Origin of the sequence: Brevibacillus sp. HB1.1, from assembly GCF_013332445.1 — a bacterium.
Taxonomy (GTDB): domain Bacteria; phylum Bacillota; class Bacilli; order Brevibacillales; family Brevibacillaceae; genus Brevibacillus; species Brevibacillus porteri.
Window position 1 is genome coordinate 472256 of sequence record NZ_JABMIV010000003.1, and the last position, 17404, is coordinate 489659.

Annotated in this window: 16 protein-coding genes and 1 pseudogene; 4 read left to right on the top strand and 13 right to left on the bottom strand. The window is 43.4% G+C overall.

The genetic code is table 11. The features are described from left to right. Positions 1–2 precede the first annotated feature (2 nt). Positions 3–941, bottom strand: coding sequence for a Gfo/Idh/MocA family protein (locus tag HPY27_RS12095; RefSeq protein ID WP_174225086.1), 939 nt, complete (start codon positions 939–941; stop codon positions 3–5). A 115-nt stretch (positions 942–1056) separates the two neighbouring features. Between HPY27_RS12095 and HPY27_RS12100 the strand changes: the two genes are divergently transcribed. Then, entirely contained in the window at positions 1057–2013 is a 957-nt protein-coding gene (locus tag HPY27_RS12100) for a helix-turn-helix transcriptional regulator (RefSeq protein ID WP_174225087.1), read from the top strand. Positions 2014–2053: 40 nt separating this feature from the next. On the opposite strand, the gene HPY27_RS12105 is transcribed toward HPY27_RS12100, so the two are convergent. Together HPY27_RS12105 and HPY27_RS12110 are read right to left on the bottom strand one after the other, a co-directional pair. After that, complete coding sequence (locus tag HPY27_RS12105; RefSeq protein ID WP_217437964.1) at positions 2054–2617, bottom strand: GNAT family N-acetyltransferase; 564 nt, start codon at positions 2615–2617, stop codon at positions 2054–2056. A 126-nt stretch (positions 2618–2743) separates the two neighbouring features. Beyond that, positions 2744–3535 (bottom strand): nucleotidyltransferase domain-containing protein, encoded by a 792-nt coding sequence (locus HPY27_RS12110; RefSeq protein WP_174225089.1) that lies wholly within the window; start codon positions 3533–3535, stop codon positions 2744–2746. Positions 3536–3869: 334 nt separating this feature from the next. On the opposite strand from HPY27_RS12110, the pseudogene HPY27_RS12115 reads away from it, so the two are divergent. Together HPY27_RS12115 and HPY27_RS12120 are read left to right on the top strand one after the other, a co-directional pair. After that, positions 3870–4772: pseudogene (locus HPY27_RS12115) on the top strand (GNAT family N-acetyltransferase). A 163-nt stretch (positions 4773–4935) separates the two neighbouring features. Continuing rightward, positions 4936–5679 carry a suppressor of fused domain protein gene (locus HPY27_RS12120; protein ID WP_017250084.1) on the top strand — a complete coding sequence of 248 codons (744 nt, stop codon included), beginning with the start codon at positions 4936–4938 and terminating at the stop codon, positions 5677–5679. Positions 5680–5769: 90 nt separating this feature from the next. On the opposite strand, the gene HPY27_RS12125 is transcribed toward HPY27_RS12120, so the two are convergent. The 10 genes from HPY27_RS12125 to HPY27_RS12170 all read right to left on the bottom strand — a co-directional run bounded on the left by HPY27_RS12125 (position 5770) and on the right by HPY27_RS12170 (position 16354). Continuing rightward, a complete protein-coding gene (locus HPY27_RS12125) occupies positions 5770–6855 on the bottom strand; it encodes a hypothetical protein (RefSeq protein WP_174225090.1) in 1086 nt (361 codons plus the stop codon). Beyond that, positions 6842–7372 (bottom strand): RNA polymerase sigma factor, encoded by a 531-nt coding sequence (locus tag HPY27_RS12130; protein ID WP_174225091.1) that lies wholly within the window; start codon positions 7370–7372, stop codon positions 6842–6844. Before HPY27_RS12130 ends, HPY27_RS12125 begins: the two co-directional genes overlap by 14 nt. Before the next feature lie 121 nt (positions 7373–7493). Next, positions 7494–8891, bottom strand: a complete 1398-nt coding sequence (locus HPY27_RS12135) for a sensor histidine kinase (RefSeq protein ID WP_017250087.1) — start codon at positions 8889–8891, stop codon at positions 7494–7496. Between the two features lie 93 nt (positions 8892–8984). Further along, entirely contained in the window at positions 8985–9770 is a 786-nt protein-coding gene (locus tag HPY27_RS12140) for a hypothetical protein (RefSeq protein ID WP_174225092.1), read from the bottom strand. A gap of 109 nt (positions 9771–9879) precedes the next feature. Next, complete coding sequence (locus tag HPY27_RS12145) at positions 9880–10527, bottom strand: response regulator transcription factor (protein WP_174225093.1); 648 nt, start codon at positions 10525–10527, stop codon at positions 9880–9882. Between the two features lie 379 nt (positions 10528–10906). Continuing rightward, positions 10907–11707 carry a TatD family hydrolase gene (locus tag HPY27_RS12150; RefSeq protein ID WP_371813462.1) on the bottom strand — a complete coding sequence of 267 codons (801 nt, stop codon included), beginning with the start codon at positions 11705–11707 and terminating at the stop codon, positions 10907–10909. Positions 11708–11856: 149 nt separating this feature from the next. Then, positions 11857–12249 (bottom strand): DUF1259 domain-containing protein, encoded by a 393-nt coding sequence (locus HPY27_RS12155; protein ID WP_173622766.1) that lies wholly within the window; start codon positions 12247–12249, stop codon positions 11857–11859. Positions 12250–12351: 102 nt separating this feature from the next. After that, entirely contained in the window at positions 12352–14676 is a 2325-nt protein-coding gene (locus tag HPY27_RS12160) for an ABC transporter permease (protein WP_174225135.1), read from the bottom strand. Positions 14677–14678: 2 nt separating this feature from the next. Further along, positions 14679–15383: an ABC transporter ATP-binding protein gene (locus tag HPY27_RS12165; protein WP_174225095.1), complete on the bottom strand. Its 705-nt coding sequence runs from the start codon at positions 15381–15383 to the stop codon at positions 14679–14681. Positions 15384–15646: 263 nt separating this feature from the next. Further along, entirely contained in the window at positions 15647–16354 is a 708-nt protein-coding gene (locus tag HPY27_RS12170; protein WP_174225096.1) for a DNA alkylation repair protein, read from the bottom strand. Positions 16355–16524: 170 nt separating this feature from the next. On the opposite strand from HPY27_RS12170, the gene HPY27_RS12175 reads away from it, so the two are divergent. After that, entirely contained in the window at positions 16525–17334 is an 810-nt protein-coding gene (locus HPY27_RS12175; protein WP_174225097.1) for a TrmB family transcriptional regulator, read from the top strand. Positions 17335–17404: the final 70 nt, after the last annotated feature.

Sequence of the window (17404 nt, forward strand, 5' to 3'; positions counted from 1 at the left end):
CTTTACTGGCGCGCAAGCTGTTTCTGTAGTGCAAGCGCGAGCTCCAAAGACTCGACTGCATGATCAACATCGATGATCGATTGTGTATGGTCCGCAAAGCATTGAATGGCATGACGCAAGCTCTCTTCATACGGATTGACAGGTTCTAGAACGAGCTCATTCTTGCCTGAGGACGTGTATTCCCATAAAAAAGTTTCGGTCTGACCATGGCTGTCAGCTTCCTGAAAGACGAGCTTTGCCTTCTCAAAGTACGCCTCGTAACCGACAGTGAATGGGTACGAGGTCGGCATCTGCGAGGAGGCGACTATTTCAGCATGCGCATCAGGGTAATGAAAGTGCGAGTGGACGATGGACTGTTTTTTATCCGATGACTCTGTCCCCCATGCGCTCATATTGGCATTGCGACCGAACAGCCATGTTACGAAGTCCAGCTCGTGGATCATCAGATTGGTTGTAATGGAGGACAAGCCTAGATCCCCCCATAAAGGAGCTGTTTCTCTTTTGAGCGAGAGGGAGAGGAGCTGTCCGTACTTGTTTTCTGTCTGAGCGCTGCGAAGGTAGGCGTACGCCGGATCAAATTTGATAAACTGATTTACCAACAGCTTTTTCCCCGACCGGTCCCTTGCATGCTTCATGGCTAATGCATCGTCTAGCGTATAGCAAACCGGTGTTTCACAGAATACATGCTTTCCGTTTTCGAGTGCTTCTACTGCGAATTGCCGATGCAGCTGCGAAGGCAAGCATATATCCACGACATCGATCGTAGGATCGCACATGATCTCGTCCATATGCTTCGTAATTTCCACATGCAGCTCTTCCTTCAACTTTTGCAGCTTCGATTCATTCCGACCGAAAACTACTAATCTATCTACACCATTCATTTTTTTCAGTAGATGCGCATGATACGCACCAAAGCCAGTTCCTAATACCGCAATGTTCATCTTGCATCCCTCCCATAATGATAGCTCTATGATATCTTTGTATTGTTGACAGCATTGTGTCATCAATTTGACCGGGTTGAAAAATAGAGTGGTCGTTTTGTCATGGAGGCTGGGGATGAGACTGCATCGATTGATTGCGATCTTGCTGCTGATTGAATCAAGAGGAAAAATGAAAGCAAAAGAACTCGCTATAGCACTGGAGACGTCTGTTCGCTCGATTTATCGGGATATTGACGCACTGTCCCAGGCAGGGATTCCGATCGCGGCAACTTCGGGACCTAGCGGTGGAATTTATTTGATGGAAGGATATACGGTCAATCTGAAACAGCTGTACGTCGATGATGTCGTGCACTTGTATTTGACCGGGATGGGGATTCATGTTGGACAGGATACCGAGACTGGACACAAATTAACGTCTGCTTTGCTCAAATTGGAAAAGACATTGCCGCAGACTTATCGGCCGGATATCGAGAAAGCGAAGAAGCGTTTCTATTTCGATGAGACGCCGTGGTGGGAAGAGAGAGTAGTCATACCGCATCTGGAGGTTTTGCGGGCAGCGGTTTGGCGATCAAGCAAAGTCGTCATTGCCTACCGCAAAATGGATGGGAGCAGCTCGTCACGTACCGTATGTCCCTACGGTCTCGTCGTGAAAAAAACGGAGTGGTATCTCGTTGCTTACTGTGAAAACGCCCAGGAGATTCGAACATTCAAGTGCGAGCGGATTCCTTCTGTTCATGTACTGGAGGAGGCATGCGAGATTCCGGAAAGCTTTTCGTTGGCAGGTTATTGGACGAATCAGGAGGCGGCGTTCAAGCAGGCTTGTCGTGAAGTCGAATATTTTCCTGTAGTGATCAGATTGCATGCTGAAAAGCTGGCCGTGCGAGAGAGGCTGGAGGTGATTTTCGCTGTGCAGCAGGGAGATTACGAGCAATTGACGGTTAATTTGTACAGTTATGAAAGAGCATGTCGCGATATTTTGGATATGATCGGACATATGGAGGTAGTGGAGCCAGCGGAATTAAGAACTTTTGCAAAAGAGAGGCTGCGAGAAAGGATGGCACTCTATAAGTAGCATACGCCAAAAGGCTTCGCACCAAGTCGATGCGAAGCCTTTAGCGAGAAAGCATGGGATAACTCGCATGCACATGCTGTTTGAAGCCTTCATAGTCCGAGGCATGTATATGAGAGTCGTGGTCGCTTATGCAGACATGTTTCATGCACAGGCGCTGAGCGAACCGATTGCCTGCTTTGGTGATATTGTCCATGATGATCGATTGGATGCGGCAGCCACTCTGTTCGACATGAGCCAGTACATCGAGATAATGATGCAGCATCATGCGCAAGGCAGGGCTTTTCCGATAAGATTGATCGACAACGACACAGGACAGAAAATAATAGACTTGCTCGGGAGAAGTAGTTAAATCTTCGATATCCGCTGTCGTCATCAGGCTGTCTTTAAACGTCCCTTGTGCAATTTGCAGGTAGATATGCGGCTTGACGGGAAGTAGGTTCATAAAAGCGATGATGCGCCCATTCTCTTCGATCGCAACGACCGAATCGGGACGAAACAAATACCAATTGTAGCTCTCTTGGTACGGTGTAATAAATTCAGCATCATAGTATTGAAGCTCGAGTTGTTCCATCTGTCTAAAATGCTCAAGGTGCAAATGCTCCATGATCTTCACAAGCAAATCTCCTTCCTTATGTAAAGCGGCTTTTCCGGAGAGCTTCAGCTCGCTGTACGCTTTCTTTGGTCCAAGGTGGAGTCTTGGGATGATCTGTGCGCCATGCTTTGTGGGGTGTTATTCCCTCTTACTAGGCGACAGCTCGCAGATATAGTGTATAAAGCGCTGGGTTTCCTTTGCCCGCTTGAATCTGTTCGAAAATAAAGATGGTTCGTTTGGTTGGTAGCGTATTCGCAAGGATTCTTTCAGTAAAAGATGCCATTCATTTGGGAGTTCTTGCAGAGCCTGTTCTACCGCTTTTCTCTTCGGAATAATGTCCTCATGGATGAGCGCGTAATAGATTCGGCATAAGGTGAAAACGGCGAAGTCTACCCAACCATCGAGCAAGAATTTCCGCATGCTTTTTCCTTTCGGTGACCAATAATCATGGACATTGTATTTCATCGTTTCCCCGACATCAAACCACTGGGTCGGGATGTGTAATGCTTCAATACTTTTCCCCATAACGGTAATGCCCTGTTGCTTGAGGATCCACCACGTCACATGATTAACATCATAGTGGCCGGATGATTTGAATGTCCCATTGTCAACGTAAGGATAAGGCTCCAAGGATGGATTGGTTTTTCCGATGTCATCCAGCTTGATATACATGCCGTCCATTCTTTTAGCGAGTGGGTTAGCGTTTTGGAGAGCATAATGAATGTTCTTGAGCGTTTTTAATTCTGTATTCGTTAACCCACTATGCAAAATCGTTACAAAATCAATATCGCTGTTATCTTCCTCGAAGCCTGACAGCGCAATAGAGCCATACAAATACACACCGTAGATGACATCAGGCAGTTCTGCCATGAGTCGCTGCGTATAGTCATGTAAGAATGGTCTAACACTTTCTGGGATTCTCGTGTCCATAAGGAAACTCCTTCTCCCCAATTTTTTCGAAGTCGCCTGTGAAATTGATCACTTCCATAATTTTCATACCACCAGTAAATGAGATAAAGTTTACTTGGTTTTTAATTTTCTCGCAAGATGAATTCTAACCTGATAGAAAAATGGTTTGATAGCCAAGAAGGGACACGGTATGATAATTCAGATGGTAACAATTGTTAAAGGAGGCGTTTATTGTGATTGGGTACATGCTAACAAAGGGCAAATTTTTGATGGGGAACTCGCGTAAGTAGCCCGCAAACCCGCGATATTCCCCGAGGATGAAAGGGGGATTATTGTGAGTCAATTATCAACTGACATGAATATTCGTAATTTTCAAAAGTAAGACTTCTCGTTACTTGGCGAGCTATATCAAGCCGTTACCTCAAAAGAGAACGCCACGTTTTGGTGGGTCGGTGAAGAAGCAAACTGGAGTAATGTCTATTGTGCATTTGAAAATGGAAAGATGGTGGCGAAGGGTCAAGTCAGTATTATTACGATTATCCCTCCTGGACGTTCAGCAGCAAATAAGCATTCGATCTACCTGAATCTGAAGACGCTACCGGAAAGAGACAATGACTTCGATTTGCTAGAAAACGTGTATCAGCACCTATTTCTAAGAGCCTTGCAAGTAAAAGAAACGTTGCCAAGTGAATATCAAACGATGCTGTGTGTCGGTAACGATTCATCCGAACTAGAAAACAACCGCTTTTTTATCCAAAAGGGCTATACCCATTGGAATAGCTTGTTTCAGATGAAGCGTGATTTACTAGAACCTATCCCCGCGTTAACGCTGAATGAAAACTTTCACTTTTCGTATTGGAAAATGGAGAGCGCACAGGAAGAAAAAGATTACTTGGATCTGGAAGCCACGATTTGGCCGGACGCTCCTTTAGGGTTTGAAAGACTTTCTGAATACAAGAACAAGGCGCTCTGGACATCCATGGTGATTCGTCAAAACGACACGATTGCTGCCAGCTTGATGGCATGGCAGGAGGAAAAAGAAGGAGTAGTCGAGGATGTTTTCGTACAGGAACCTTGGAGAAAGCGTGGGCTTGCGAAGTTTTTACTGACACAAGCATTGGGATATCTAAAATCGCATGAACTGAAATCCGCGTATCTCATGGTGGAAACGACGAATGAAACTGCTTTGTCTCTATACAAATCGGTTGGATTCGAGGTAGATAAAGAGGAGATCAGGTACTATATGGTGCTGAAATAAGAAGGAAATGGGAGGAGCGCTAGAGTGGCGCCCCTCTTTTTTGTGCAAGTTGATTCGAAATTCCCTTGCAAGAATTACAAAGATAAGGTAAATGTTGGGTGTATCTCATGCCGATACAATAGAGAGGACCTAGCGTCTAAATATGAGAAGGTGAGGATTTGCGATGAATTTTTTCAAGAAGCTATTCGGCGGTACGAACAACGGAGAAAAGTCAGGGGACGGCACTGCGATTTACACATATAACGAACAAGCTGATTATGAACCTCCAGCTCCCATGGAATATGTAGAAGAAATTGTTGCCCACTTTGAGACGGTATTTGCGGGAAGAGAAAGCAGTGTTTTTCACGAAATTATTTCCGATATGATACATATTGATGTGAATGTAATGAGTCCTACAGAAGAAGAACCATTTTGGGTTCTGTATACGACTGGGATGAGTGATTTACCGATGACGATCCCGGATGAAATACAGGAGCAGATGGAAGAGAATTTCGATCGAGCAGAAGTGATGATATTTTTGCCGGCTTCCTGGGAGCTGACACAAGAATCACTACAGGATGAAAACAACTACTGGCCGATCAGGCTGATGAAGCAAATGGCTCGTTTTCCTCACCAGTACAATACGTGGTTGGGATACGGACATACGATACCAAATTATGAGGACTATGTACCGTATGCGGATGGCACTGGCTTAAATGGAGTCGTTCTGTTTCAGCTATCCGAAGAGATCAGCGTCATTCCCACCAAGGATGGGAACAAGGTTCATGCCTATTTCTTGATTCCTTTGTATAAAGAAGAGATGGAATATAAATTGGAGCATGGCTTGGATGCGCTGTTGGATAAATTGTTTGAGCTGGAAGATGATGCGCTAATTTTGAATCCGAATCGAAGAAATACGTGCAAGTAAAAATATATGAAAGCATGAGCGTGTAACAAAACGGGTTCCATATACGATATAGAACCCGTTGCTCCTTTGCTGTGACCTCCGAACTCAAAGTCAGTCTCTTTCTATACCGATCCCATAAATCGTTCCAACATCCCTATCAAAAAGCTTTATGGATAAACGTGGTTTCCCAGGAGTGTCACTTCTCAATATATAGCCGCCCCAATCCTTGCCGCCATAAGCCTTGTACCCAGTAGTGTCTATGCCAAAAATATCTTGAATAAGCGGCTTCGTGACGGGAATCGCTTCATCGATTGATTTGATGATAATATGCTTGTGTTCCGTTACATGCTGCACATCATATACTTGGCCTGTTTTTGCTCCGACTTCCACCTCATATCTTTCTTGCTCGTTGTGAAACGTCCACCTATCCTCTTTCTCATCTGATGATTTTACGGCTAGGGTGAAGGAGAGATCATTTTTATTGGTGAAGCGCGTCAAAGCTTTTTGCGCGATGTCCAGAGACTTTTGATCTGCATCCTTAGGGTTGTAATTCAAGGTATAATCAATGACTTTGTTTGTAGATAAATCAACATCAACATCCTGATCTTGATCCAAGTCAAAGCTTAGAATAGCTATGTCTTTTCTTTTATAAAATTCTGTTGTTTCGAAGTTAACCGGTTGTTTCGTAACCCTATAGGCTTCACGTGCAGTCTCTACATATTTTTGATAAGGTTCCGTCAATTCTTGGATGGCAAAAGTTGCTTTGACGGCAATCACCTCTGTCGTATCAGGCTTAAAAAGCACCCAGGTTGCGTCATCCTTTGTCTGTACAACAAAGGACTCTTCGTTTTTCTCGATCTCTTCAAAAGGAAAGTTCTTCTCAATGCCACTCGCCGTAGTGATTGCCTGCTGGGCAGCCGTAAAATACTTTTGCTCTTCGGGAGTTAAAGCTGCACTGCTCGTTGACTCTGCTGGTACAGAAAATGGTTTCATCCAGAAAAAACCGAGCAACAGGCCGCAGGTGATCAATCCTTTTGCCATCCATCCGTAGTACACTCTTCGTTTGTTCACTTTTTGAAGTCTACCTCCTTCTTTTCGCACACCCTCTAATATTGCTTGGCTTCGTTCCCGTGAAAGGAGTTGCTCCGGGAATTGATTCAATTCTTCCAGAACAATCTGTTCATCACGTGACGGCATCGTTCATCACCTCCGCAATCGAAACATTTCGTTTGTTTTGAATCGACTTTATCGCTCGATGCATTGTGAGATTGACCTTGGCTTCCGTCCATCCCAAAACCTCCGCAGTCTCCTTGCTCGATAATCCCTTGATCCCTCTGAGTATCAACACGTCCCGATAAGAAGACTTTAACTGATTGATCATTTCATAAAGCAGACGCTTGTTTTCACTTAACTCCAGCGACTCTTCCGGTGTTTTGTCGTGCGAAACGAGATGCTGCAAGAAGATATCTGGCAACCAGCTAATCAGTTTTGTCTTGCGCCTTTCATCGATGGCTACGTTTCGTGCTATGGCAAACAGCCACGTTTTGGGATTCTCAACCTCTGTGTCGTGTATGGCTTTCAGGGCACGAATAAAGGTCTCTTGAACAAGATCGTCGATATCGGTTCGTCCCGTGTAATAGACGAGAAATCGATATACATCCTGGCTGTATGAGTGAAACCATTGCTCGATTCGTGCGCCAGTATGATCCTCCACTGGTGTTACACCTCCTTGTCACTGTATAGACGGAAAAGCTGCTGACAATCTTTCACTTTCAAAATAAAAAAATGAGACACCTCAGATGATCAGTCAGGTGTCTTTGTTCTCTCGCATAGATCTAGTTGGCGGGGAAGATCAGTTTGGCTATTGTCCCTTTCCCCGGTTCAGAGGAAAAGCTCAGTTCTGCCCCATGGCAATCAGCAATCTGTTTGCAAAGCGTCAAGCCTAATCCCGCCCCGCCGCCATTGCGAGTGCGGGAGGGATCTACGCGATAGAATGCCTCTGTTATGTGGAGGAGATGTTCTGCTGACATTCCTTTTCCATTATCTTCGACCATTATTCCTTTTTGTCCATGATCTAGAAAAGCAGCCATCTTGATTTGTCCACCAGTACCACAAGCCTTCAACGCGTTATCTACGAAATTGACGAGCAATATATGCATGAAATCAGGATCACACTCCAACGAATCAAAGTGACATTCCGAAGTAATCCGAACGCTTTGATCTGCTGCCATAAGAGACAGAGCTTGCTCGACGCCAAGAAACAGCTGCTTTATTTGTACAGTCGTTGGCTCGATCTTGTTTTCACGAAGGGTTGCCAATTCAAGCAAACGATACGCAATCTGTTGAAGTCTGCGGCTCTCAGACATGATATAGGTTGTGGCAAACAGCTTGTCGTCTTCTGTGCGAGCCACCTTTTGTATGTATTCTGCATAGCCGTAAATAGTCGTGAGCGGTGTGCGAAGCTCATGTGCAAAGTTGTCGATAAACTGCTGCTTCTGCTGAGCGGCTGTCGCTAACTGCTGGATTTGACTCTGAATTTCCTTTGCCATGTGATTAAAGCTTTGCGCCATTTCAGTCAGCTCGTCTTGTCCAGACACGGGAAGACGGGTATCATACGCACCAGCCGCGATTTGACGGGACGTTTGTGAAATTTGCGAGAGTGGTCTAAATAGTTTAGACAGCAATATATGAAGACCAAAAGCAAACAAAGCAGAAACCATCAAGCCTGCGAAAAACAGCATGTTTTTCATTTGCCTCCAGGCAGCAATCTCATCTGTTATGTCGTATAGGTACACCATTGTATATACATCATAGGGAGCAGGCAGCTTTCCTGAAACGAGGACTGAGGTGTTCCCGTCTGATTCTTGCACAGAAACGAGTCTGCTGCCGTCACCTGGCAGCTCAGGAAACCCGTTTGGGACCGATAAGACAGACGAATTTGAATAGACCAGTTCCTTGTCTTTAAAAAGTACCAATGTCACGTTTTGATCCCCGGCAAGATAGCTGTAAGGCTGGAGCAGAGACGGGATGGAGTTGTCGATATCCGTTCCGCGTCCTCCTACCGCATAAAAATCTTGGAGGAGCGCAGAGGTGATGAAATAATGCTCATCCAAGCTTCTTTCTTGTGCACGATGGATTGTGTCTTTGAAGGTCGTGATCGATATAATGACGATCCCTAGGTTGAATGTAAATAAAAAAAGGGCAAGGGTTGTTAAAAAGGTCCGGTATTTCATAGATTTCCTTTCGTTTCACCTCTGGTTTCATGAGAGAGCTCGCAACTCATGGGAAAAAGCCGCCAGCACGGTGTGGCGGCTGAAAAGGCTTCCTTATTTTTTTGGCTCGGCGATCTCAGGATAGGATATTATTTGGTTGGGGTGGTCCTTGTACTTTTCTTTAGCATGATAGGTGGCGCCGATGAACTCTTTATCTTTGCGCGCTATATACACAGTGGCGATTTCACCGTTCTCGCCTGTGATCTTCGCCGATAGGAGGGGGTCATTGTTCTCGACCATGCTTTGGAATTCGTATACAGCGGACTTGACTGGACCGTTGACAATATTGAACTTTTCTGCTGCCTTTTTGGCTAGGTCCACATACTCCTGCGGATTTTTCGCAAGCTCCTCATCGTAGGTCGCTTTTTCTGTGAACGTTCTCTCACGGAACATGCTGAAATATTCTCCGGTAACAGCGTCGATCGAGAAATAATAATTGAGCTTGTCATTGAATTTTACTTCACCCCACCAGTGTGCGCGAGGAAGGTCTTCACGTGGGGGTTGGTATGTCATTTCTACCACCTTTCCTTCCAGGCTCTGGTCATACATCCGCCAAATAGCTTTCGCTCCGATTTCCGCCGCCGCTTCTTTTGTAAGGTCTTTACTCGTTGGCATTTGGTTGTTCATGGCTTTCACGGTATAATTCGCTTTTTTGTATCCGGGCGGCAAACTGTTTTGTGGCGTTTGGGAGGAAGCAACTGCATAATTCGCATAGCTGGTAGGGATCGTATTCGTTTTGTTGAAATCCGAAGCCGTTACGACCTGTACGAATCCTTGAAACAGCAATGTGCTGGTGCCAATAATTGCGGTGACTGCCAAAATGGTTTGTTTGACTTTCATATGAACCTCTCCTTCATTATTTGGTTGTGATCACAGTTAGAAGTATAAGAGGGAGGAATTATCGAATCGTCATGGAGTTGTTAGGGAGTTGTAATAGTTTTTCGTTAATCTAGACCTCAAGACGATACCCCATTTTATAGACTGTCTTAATTCGGGATTCCATGTCCAGCTTTTTTCGCAGCTTTTGAATATGAACGTCCACTGTTCTTGTATCCCCAACATAGTCATAGCCCCATGCGAGCTCCAGCAGCTTTTCACGGGAAAGGGCAATATTCCGATTGTTCACCAGGACTTCCAGCAATTCGAATTCCTTGGGGGTGAAATCTACCGGATGATCATGGAGAAATAGTTGTCTGCTCTCAAATTCGATTCGGACCCCATCGAGTTCAAACGTCTTGCTCGTTTTCTTCGTTCGTCGCAACACCGCATCTACGCGCGCCAGCAGTTCCAGCATCTCGAAAGGCTTCACCAAGTAGTCATCTGCGCCGAGAGTCAGTCCCTTTACCTTGTCCGACAGGCTACTTTTCGCTGTCAAAAAAATAGTGGGCGTCCCACGAATTTGGCGGAAAACCTCATATCCATCAAACTCCGGCAGCATAATGTCCAGCACAACGAGATCCACCTCGTGCTTGTCCATCTCCTCCAGTGCCGCTTTTCCGTCCATTACCGAAATACATCTATGTCCCACTGCTTGTAGGTTTCTTTTGATGAGCTCATTGATTGGAATCTCATCCTCGACAATTAGGATGGTTGCCACTTTGGATCACCTCCCGTAAAGCATAGCATGGGGATGTAATCGAGTTGTAAAAAAATAGATGAGTCAAAAAACAGCCGCAATGAAAAAGCGGGACGCAGATTAGTCGCGTCCCACTCTAGTAGCGGTCTTTAGCCCATAAAAGTGATTTGAATTTGCGTGTTAAAGCGATCGGTAACAACCCAGCCTTGTGGGACCAGTTGATTGTTCTTGATCCACATTTTCGCTCCATAAGAAGAGCTCGCTGATAGGGATTGTTTTAGTGAGGCATGGGATGAAATATTTAGTTCGGACGATTTCGAAAGCGTTGGTTCTGCAATTCTATTTTTACTGTCTTGTCACAAAATGAAAAGAGGGCGCGAGGCCCTCCTGCGAAAACTACCTATACGTTAAAAAATTCTTTCGCAGTCTTGGTAGTTGCGCTGGCCACTTCCTCAGGGCTCAACCCCATACATTGTGCGACCGCGTGTAAGATATGTCTCAAATACATTGGCTCATTCCGACCATCCACAGGCTTTTCTTTCAAATCACGAGGGGTTAAAAATGGCGCGTCCGTTTCAATCATCAAACGATTCAAGGGAATCTTTTGGACAAGCTCCCGAAGATGTTTCCCACGTCTTTCATCACAAATCCATCCCGTAATCCCGATATGAAAGTCCATTTCTAAATACGTATCCATTTCCTTGGAGGTTCCGGTAAAACAGTGCACAACCGCACGATTGATATTTTGACGATGCTCTTTCAGAATCGAGATAAAATCAAGATGAGCATCGCGTTCATGCAAAAACAACGGCAGTTGAAGCTCTGTGGCCAGGGAAATTTGTTCAATGAACCACTTTCTTTGAATATCACGCGGCGAGAAGTCACGGTTATAATCTAACCCGCACTCTCCAATCGCTACCACATGGGGAAGCGATGCCAGTTCTCTTAATTTTTTGATCGTCGATTCATCACAGCTTTTTGCATCGTGAGGATGAATACCTGCCGTAGTGTACAGCTTTCCTTTGGAGCGACTTGCATATCGGGAGGCATCCATACTGTTTCTCAAGCTTGTCCCTGTCAAAATTAATGGGTAAATTCCTTGCTTCTCAGCTCTGGTAACGACCTCATCGCGATCTTGCTGAAAGGAACGGTGCATCAGGTTTACGCCTATATCGATGATCTGTGTATCCAAGAGAATCAATCCTTTCTAGTAAGAGGTGTGAGTAAGAACTAATTTTCACTATAATTCCTATTTTTGGTTGTTTTTCATTATAGCGTATCGAGTTGTTATGTTCTAGAGACGAAAAAATCCTCCCTGCGGTGACAGAGAGGACTCGCTTCTTTCTATTCTCATGAAGGAATGGCATCTAATGCTCGCCTTACTTTTCTTGCGAAAGCAAGAGGTTTATCAACCGCTTCCACATTTACATATATCAGGCGGGGACGATCGAATAACCATTCATTATGGATAGACGAGACTTTTATGCCTTGATTCCGAATGGCTGCAATGAACGGATTGACCTCTTTCTGTAGGAATGCCGCTCTGCCTAAACAGAGGGCTTTGCCCGTTTTTTGATTGAAGGATTCGAATGAAAAAGAAGACGTAACGCGAAATCTTTTCCCCAAAATGGTCGCTTTTATTTGATTTCGATTGATGGTCGCGACGCATTTTCCGCCGGCAAAACCGGATTGCCCCCTGATAATTCTGGAGAACTGCTCACAAAGCGAGACTTTTTTGGGCATTCCTCGTTTCCTCCCTGTTTTTGTTTATCGTATGAAGACAGGGATAGGATGGAAACGGATGATGACCTATTCTGCTGGGGGATGGGGATGAAACAGCTCAGCTCATTCTACACTTTTTAAAGACTCAATCATATTGATGTTGGTTACTTTTCGACGAAGTAGCAAGTTAGAGAGAATCGTAAGCAAGTAGGCAAGAATAACAGAAACCAATAGGATAGAAATATGTAACTGATCCGGGATCTGTTGGTGGGTGCTAGACAGTGCTTTGACAATCATGGCATAAACATAGCCACTTATCGGTAAAGCGACAATGACCGCAAATGTAGTGAGTAGGATGTTTTCAAAAAAGATAAGTCTGTTTATTTTATGTTTTTGGTAGCCTAATACTTTAAGGGTTGCAAGCTCACGATTCCTTTCATAAATGTTGATGGAAGAGATCGTATAGATGGCGCCAAAGGAGAGGATGACGGCGCATACGATAAACATGATAAATACAAAGCTGTTTTGTTTCAAAATATATTCAGCGGTTTTCTTTAAATCATCTCTATCAGCGATGGTTTCTACTTGAGGATCTTGTTCAAAGAAGGTACGAACGCTATTAAGATCTACAGAGCTATTTGCTTCAACTAAAAGCGAGGTTGGTCTGTAGTCTATGCCAAAGCTCTTTAAATAGTCTGGTGTGATATAAAACGAAGGATTCGAATACTGCGTAGATATATGTAAAACCTTCATATCTACAGATTTATTTGTAAGCTCTGGTGCCTTGAACGTTATATGGATGATATCTCCTGCTGAAATATGATATTTGTCTGCATAGGATTTTGGTACCAGCACACCATTATTTTCTAAGGTGATCCGATTATCATTTTCGTCAAAGAAATGAATGAGAGAGTTTTCTCTTTCCGTAACAACGAGAGTGGCATTATCTTTTTCATCACCTTTTATGAATTCAACAGGAAAGGTGGATAGAGAATAACGATTTTTCATACCGGAGGGGAGCTTTACCGTATCCGCAGATGTTCCGATCGTATAATCTACTCGTAAATCATACGTATAAACATCTTCGATTTGGCTAGCTACTTGTTGCAAGGCAGATTGAGTGCCAAAAGCAGTTATCAATAAGACCGTGCTTACAACAACGCCAATTGAGCTCGCTATAGCTTTTGGTTTATTTAGGAAAATATTTCTCAAAATGAGTTTGTAGCTATAGGAAAGATGACTCCAAATACCCGGAATTCTTTCAATCAATAGCGTTTTCATCTGCTTTGGCGGTTTAGGACGCATAGCTTGAGCCGCACGTTCTTTTAATAGGGTTCTACCACTTAAGTAACACGCTAGGATTCCAAAAGCACTGGAGAAAATAATGGGAGGGATGAAAGAATAAAAAGAAAGGGAGTAGGTAATGCCAGGCAGAGAGTAGGCTCTTGCACTTGATGCCGTTACGAATGGAACAAATACGAGAGCGGCAATAGCACACCCAATGATTGAGCCTATGATACCTGCCAGCACAGGGTAACCCATATAATGAAGCATGATGGTTCTGTTTTTGACACCTAAAGCCTTCATAATCCCTACTTGGTTTCTTTGAGAGTCAATCATTCTCGACATGGTAAGAAACAGGATAATGGCTACTATCAAAAAGAGAACGAAAGGGATAACCATACTCATCAATTTATTATTATGGATCGTTTCCTTTATTTTTGAATAGCTGAAAGTCCGTTCTTTACTTACTTGGTTTACATAAGTAAGGCTTTTGGATTGTGCTTCAATGGATTGACCTAATTTGTCCATATCGTAACCTTCTGTAGCATCGATCATGATTTCATTATAGGAGGTGCCACCTAAGATTTCAGAGATTGTTTCTTCGGCAATATAAGCGACTCCGTAGGTTTTATGGTCTTGTATTTCGTTCTTTTTTGCATGTTCGACATTCTCACCGAAGCCGCTAATGGTAAATGTAAGATTTCTTTCATTCGCACGAATACTGATTTCATCACCGACTTGAAAAAGATGTTCTTTCGCATAACGAGAATCGACTACTATCTCATTCTTTCTTGACGGGATTCTGCCCTCAATCATAGCAAGCGTGTTGATTTCGTTTTTGACAGGGATGGAATGAATTTTTAAAAAAGCTTTATCACCATCAAAGGCTTGCGTGGCATCAAAGGTATAACGTCCTTCTATTTTTTTAATGCCTTCTATTTCACTTAAAGCAGCGACATCATTTTTGGAAATTTGCTTGTAAAATACATGTAGGTCGCTTATGTTATGTTCTTTAAAATAACCTTCTGTATAAGCACTAAGATTATTGCTATAAGTTACTAGTCCCCCGTAGAAAAAGGCTCCTACTGCGATAACCAAAACAAAGGCGATAAATTGCCCGATCGATTGTTTGATATCCCTTACTAATTTTAAAAATAATTTCATTATCACCACTCAATCCCTTCCACACTTTGCTTTTCATGATTCATGGTAACGCTTTCAATCATTCCGCTTTTTACCTTAATAATTTTGTCAGCCATAGGAGCAATGGCGGAATTATGTGTGACCAATACGACGCACTTTTTCGTTTCTTTGTTCAAATCCTGGAGAAGCTTTAAGACCGACTTACCTGTCACATAATCCAATGCTCCGGTTGGCTCGTCACAAAGTAGAAGCAATGGATTTTTGGCAACAGCTCTCGCGATTGCAACTCTTTGTTGTTCGCCACCAGAGAGCTGGGAAGGGAAGTTTTTCATACGATTTTGTAATCCAACTTTATGTAAAATCTCTTTCGCATCCAGATGGTTTTTACATACTTCCGTAGCAAACTCAACATTTTCGAGAGCGTTTAAATTCGGAATTAAGTTATAGAACTGAAAGACAAAGCCGACTTTTTCACCGCGGTATTGCGTTAATTTTTTTTCGTTGAATCTGGTGATTTCTTGATCGCCAACAAATACTTGACCTGAGGTAGCCATATCCATTCCGCCAAGCAAATTCAAAATCGTACTTTTACCAGCGCCACTTGCACCCAAAATAACGACGAATTCTCCTTCTGCTATGGAAAAATCAACACCATTAAGCGCCTTGATTGGCACTTCTCCGATTTTGTATTCTTTCGTTACTTTTTTGAATTCGATTAATGCCTTCACTGATTACATCTCCTCGTACCGTATTTTTGAGACTTATATACCATAATATCCCTACAGGAAGTAGTTACATCCCACAGTCGATGTATTTTGACCTCGGTCTCGAGAAGGAGTTTGATCTCGCTTGTAAGAAAAAAGCCTCTATACGACCAGTATCGCCTTTACATTCGCCTACTATTACAAATAGAGCGCTTCGACTTGCTCGCAAAAAAACGGAGCACCCTCTAAAGGGCTACTCCGTTTGAATCATGACTAAACCAACGATATTAACACCTCACATGTTTCCGTTTGAAGCCAAGCTGACCTTTACTTACTGCCTTTTGAATATTATCGAAAGCGTTTAGGAACTTGCTTTTTGCTTTGTCTTTTTGGACTTCTACAGGACCTACTGCCTTTGCGATTTCGATCGCCTTATCGTGGAGTGGTAAATAGGAAGTCCCCACCGTGTAAATGAAATTATTCATCGCGTATTTTGTTCGTTCGGGAGAAGCGTGGATCGTATTTTTCACAGTATCTAGCATATTGGCAATTTTGCTTTCGGAAAATTCACGATCTGGGCGATTACCCAAAAGCCAGCAGTAACAACTCCAGCCCGCAGACATTCTGAGCTCTTCGCCGCTTGTGATCCAGTGATCGGCAACTTCTTGGGCAATATCTGCTTCAGATAAGGTTACGGCAACCACATAATCGGACAGCATATAAAAATAAGCTGAATCCATCCACCGATCAAAGTCTGCCTTGGTCATTGCTTTTGGGTCTGCGATCACTCCGGCAAAGTACATGGCGTCGTAGTTCCCGGTAGCGTAAAGCTGTTCAGCCAAGGGTTGATTGATCTTGATTTTTCTCGCCATGGGCTTCATAGCGCCTGTAGCCACGCCAAAAAGTGGTTCGTGAGCACCATTGGATAGATAAATTTTCTTGGTTCGTTCCTTGCCGAGAGCTTCCAGCTCTTGCATGATCGTTTCTAAATCCATCGTATATCACTTCTTTCATTGGCGGGTGTTCCCTTAAGATTATAACCATCCAATCCATGACTCATGTCACCTATTGACTATATTATTAGTGATTATTATAATAACCACCATAGAACTTAGAGGTTATTGCAATAATCACTAAAGATAAGTGTGCAAGGTGGTGGTTTTCTTTGGATGAAATTTATAAAGAACTTCAGAAATTGGGATTCTCACAATATGAATGCAAAGCATATATCGGACTTTTAAAGCAGTCTCCTATAACGGGATATGAGATTAGTAAAAGATCAGGTGTACCTCGTTCCATGATTTATGAAGTATTAGGGAAATTGTTAGATAAAGGAGCAGTTTATACGGTACCTTCTGAACCTCTGACCTACTCGCCTTTGCCAGCTAAAGAATTAATCACGCGATTGCGTAATTCTTTCGAGCAATCATTTGATTATCTTGAAAAAAATCTATCTGCATTAGAAAGTGAACAGCAAGTAGACGTGGTTCGACGCATTAGTAGTGATGAACTGGTTATCACAGAAATGGTTGACATGATAAATAAAGCCAGAGAAGAACTATGGTTATCAATTTGGCAACCACAGGTTTCTTTTATTAAACAGGATGCAGATAAGCGGGTAAAAGAGGGGCTCCCTGTATTTTCTATTTTGTTTGGAGCCCCCGATACCGAGATAGGTGCAACCACTCATCATGATTACATGTCTCCTAAAGTAGCAGAGGAACGTATGAGTGGTCGTTTAACCATTGTTTCCCGGGACAATGAAGAAGTATTAATAGCCAATTTCGCTCCAAATACCGCTGCATGGGCTATAAAAACACAAGATCCAGCATTAGTATTAGTAGCAATGGAGTACATCAGGCACGACATCATGTTTGCACAATTAGTGAAGGAAATTGGCCCCGAGAAAGCCGAAGCTGTCTGGATTAACCATCCTGACCTGTTCCATGTGGTCACAGGAAAACGGTTCAAGTAATTTGAACCGTATTTTCTTTCACTTTTTCATAGTAGTTATGATGATAACTCCTGCAATGTGAGTGAGATTA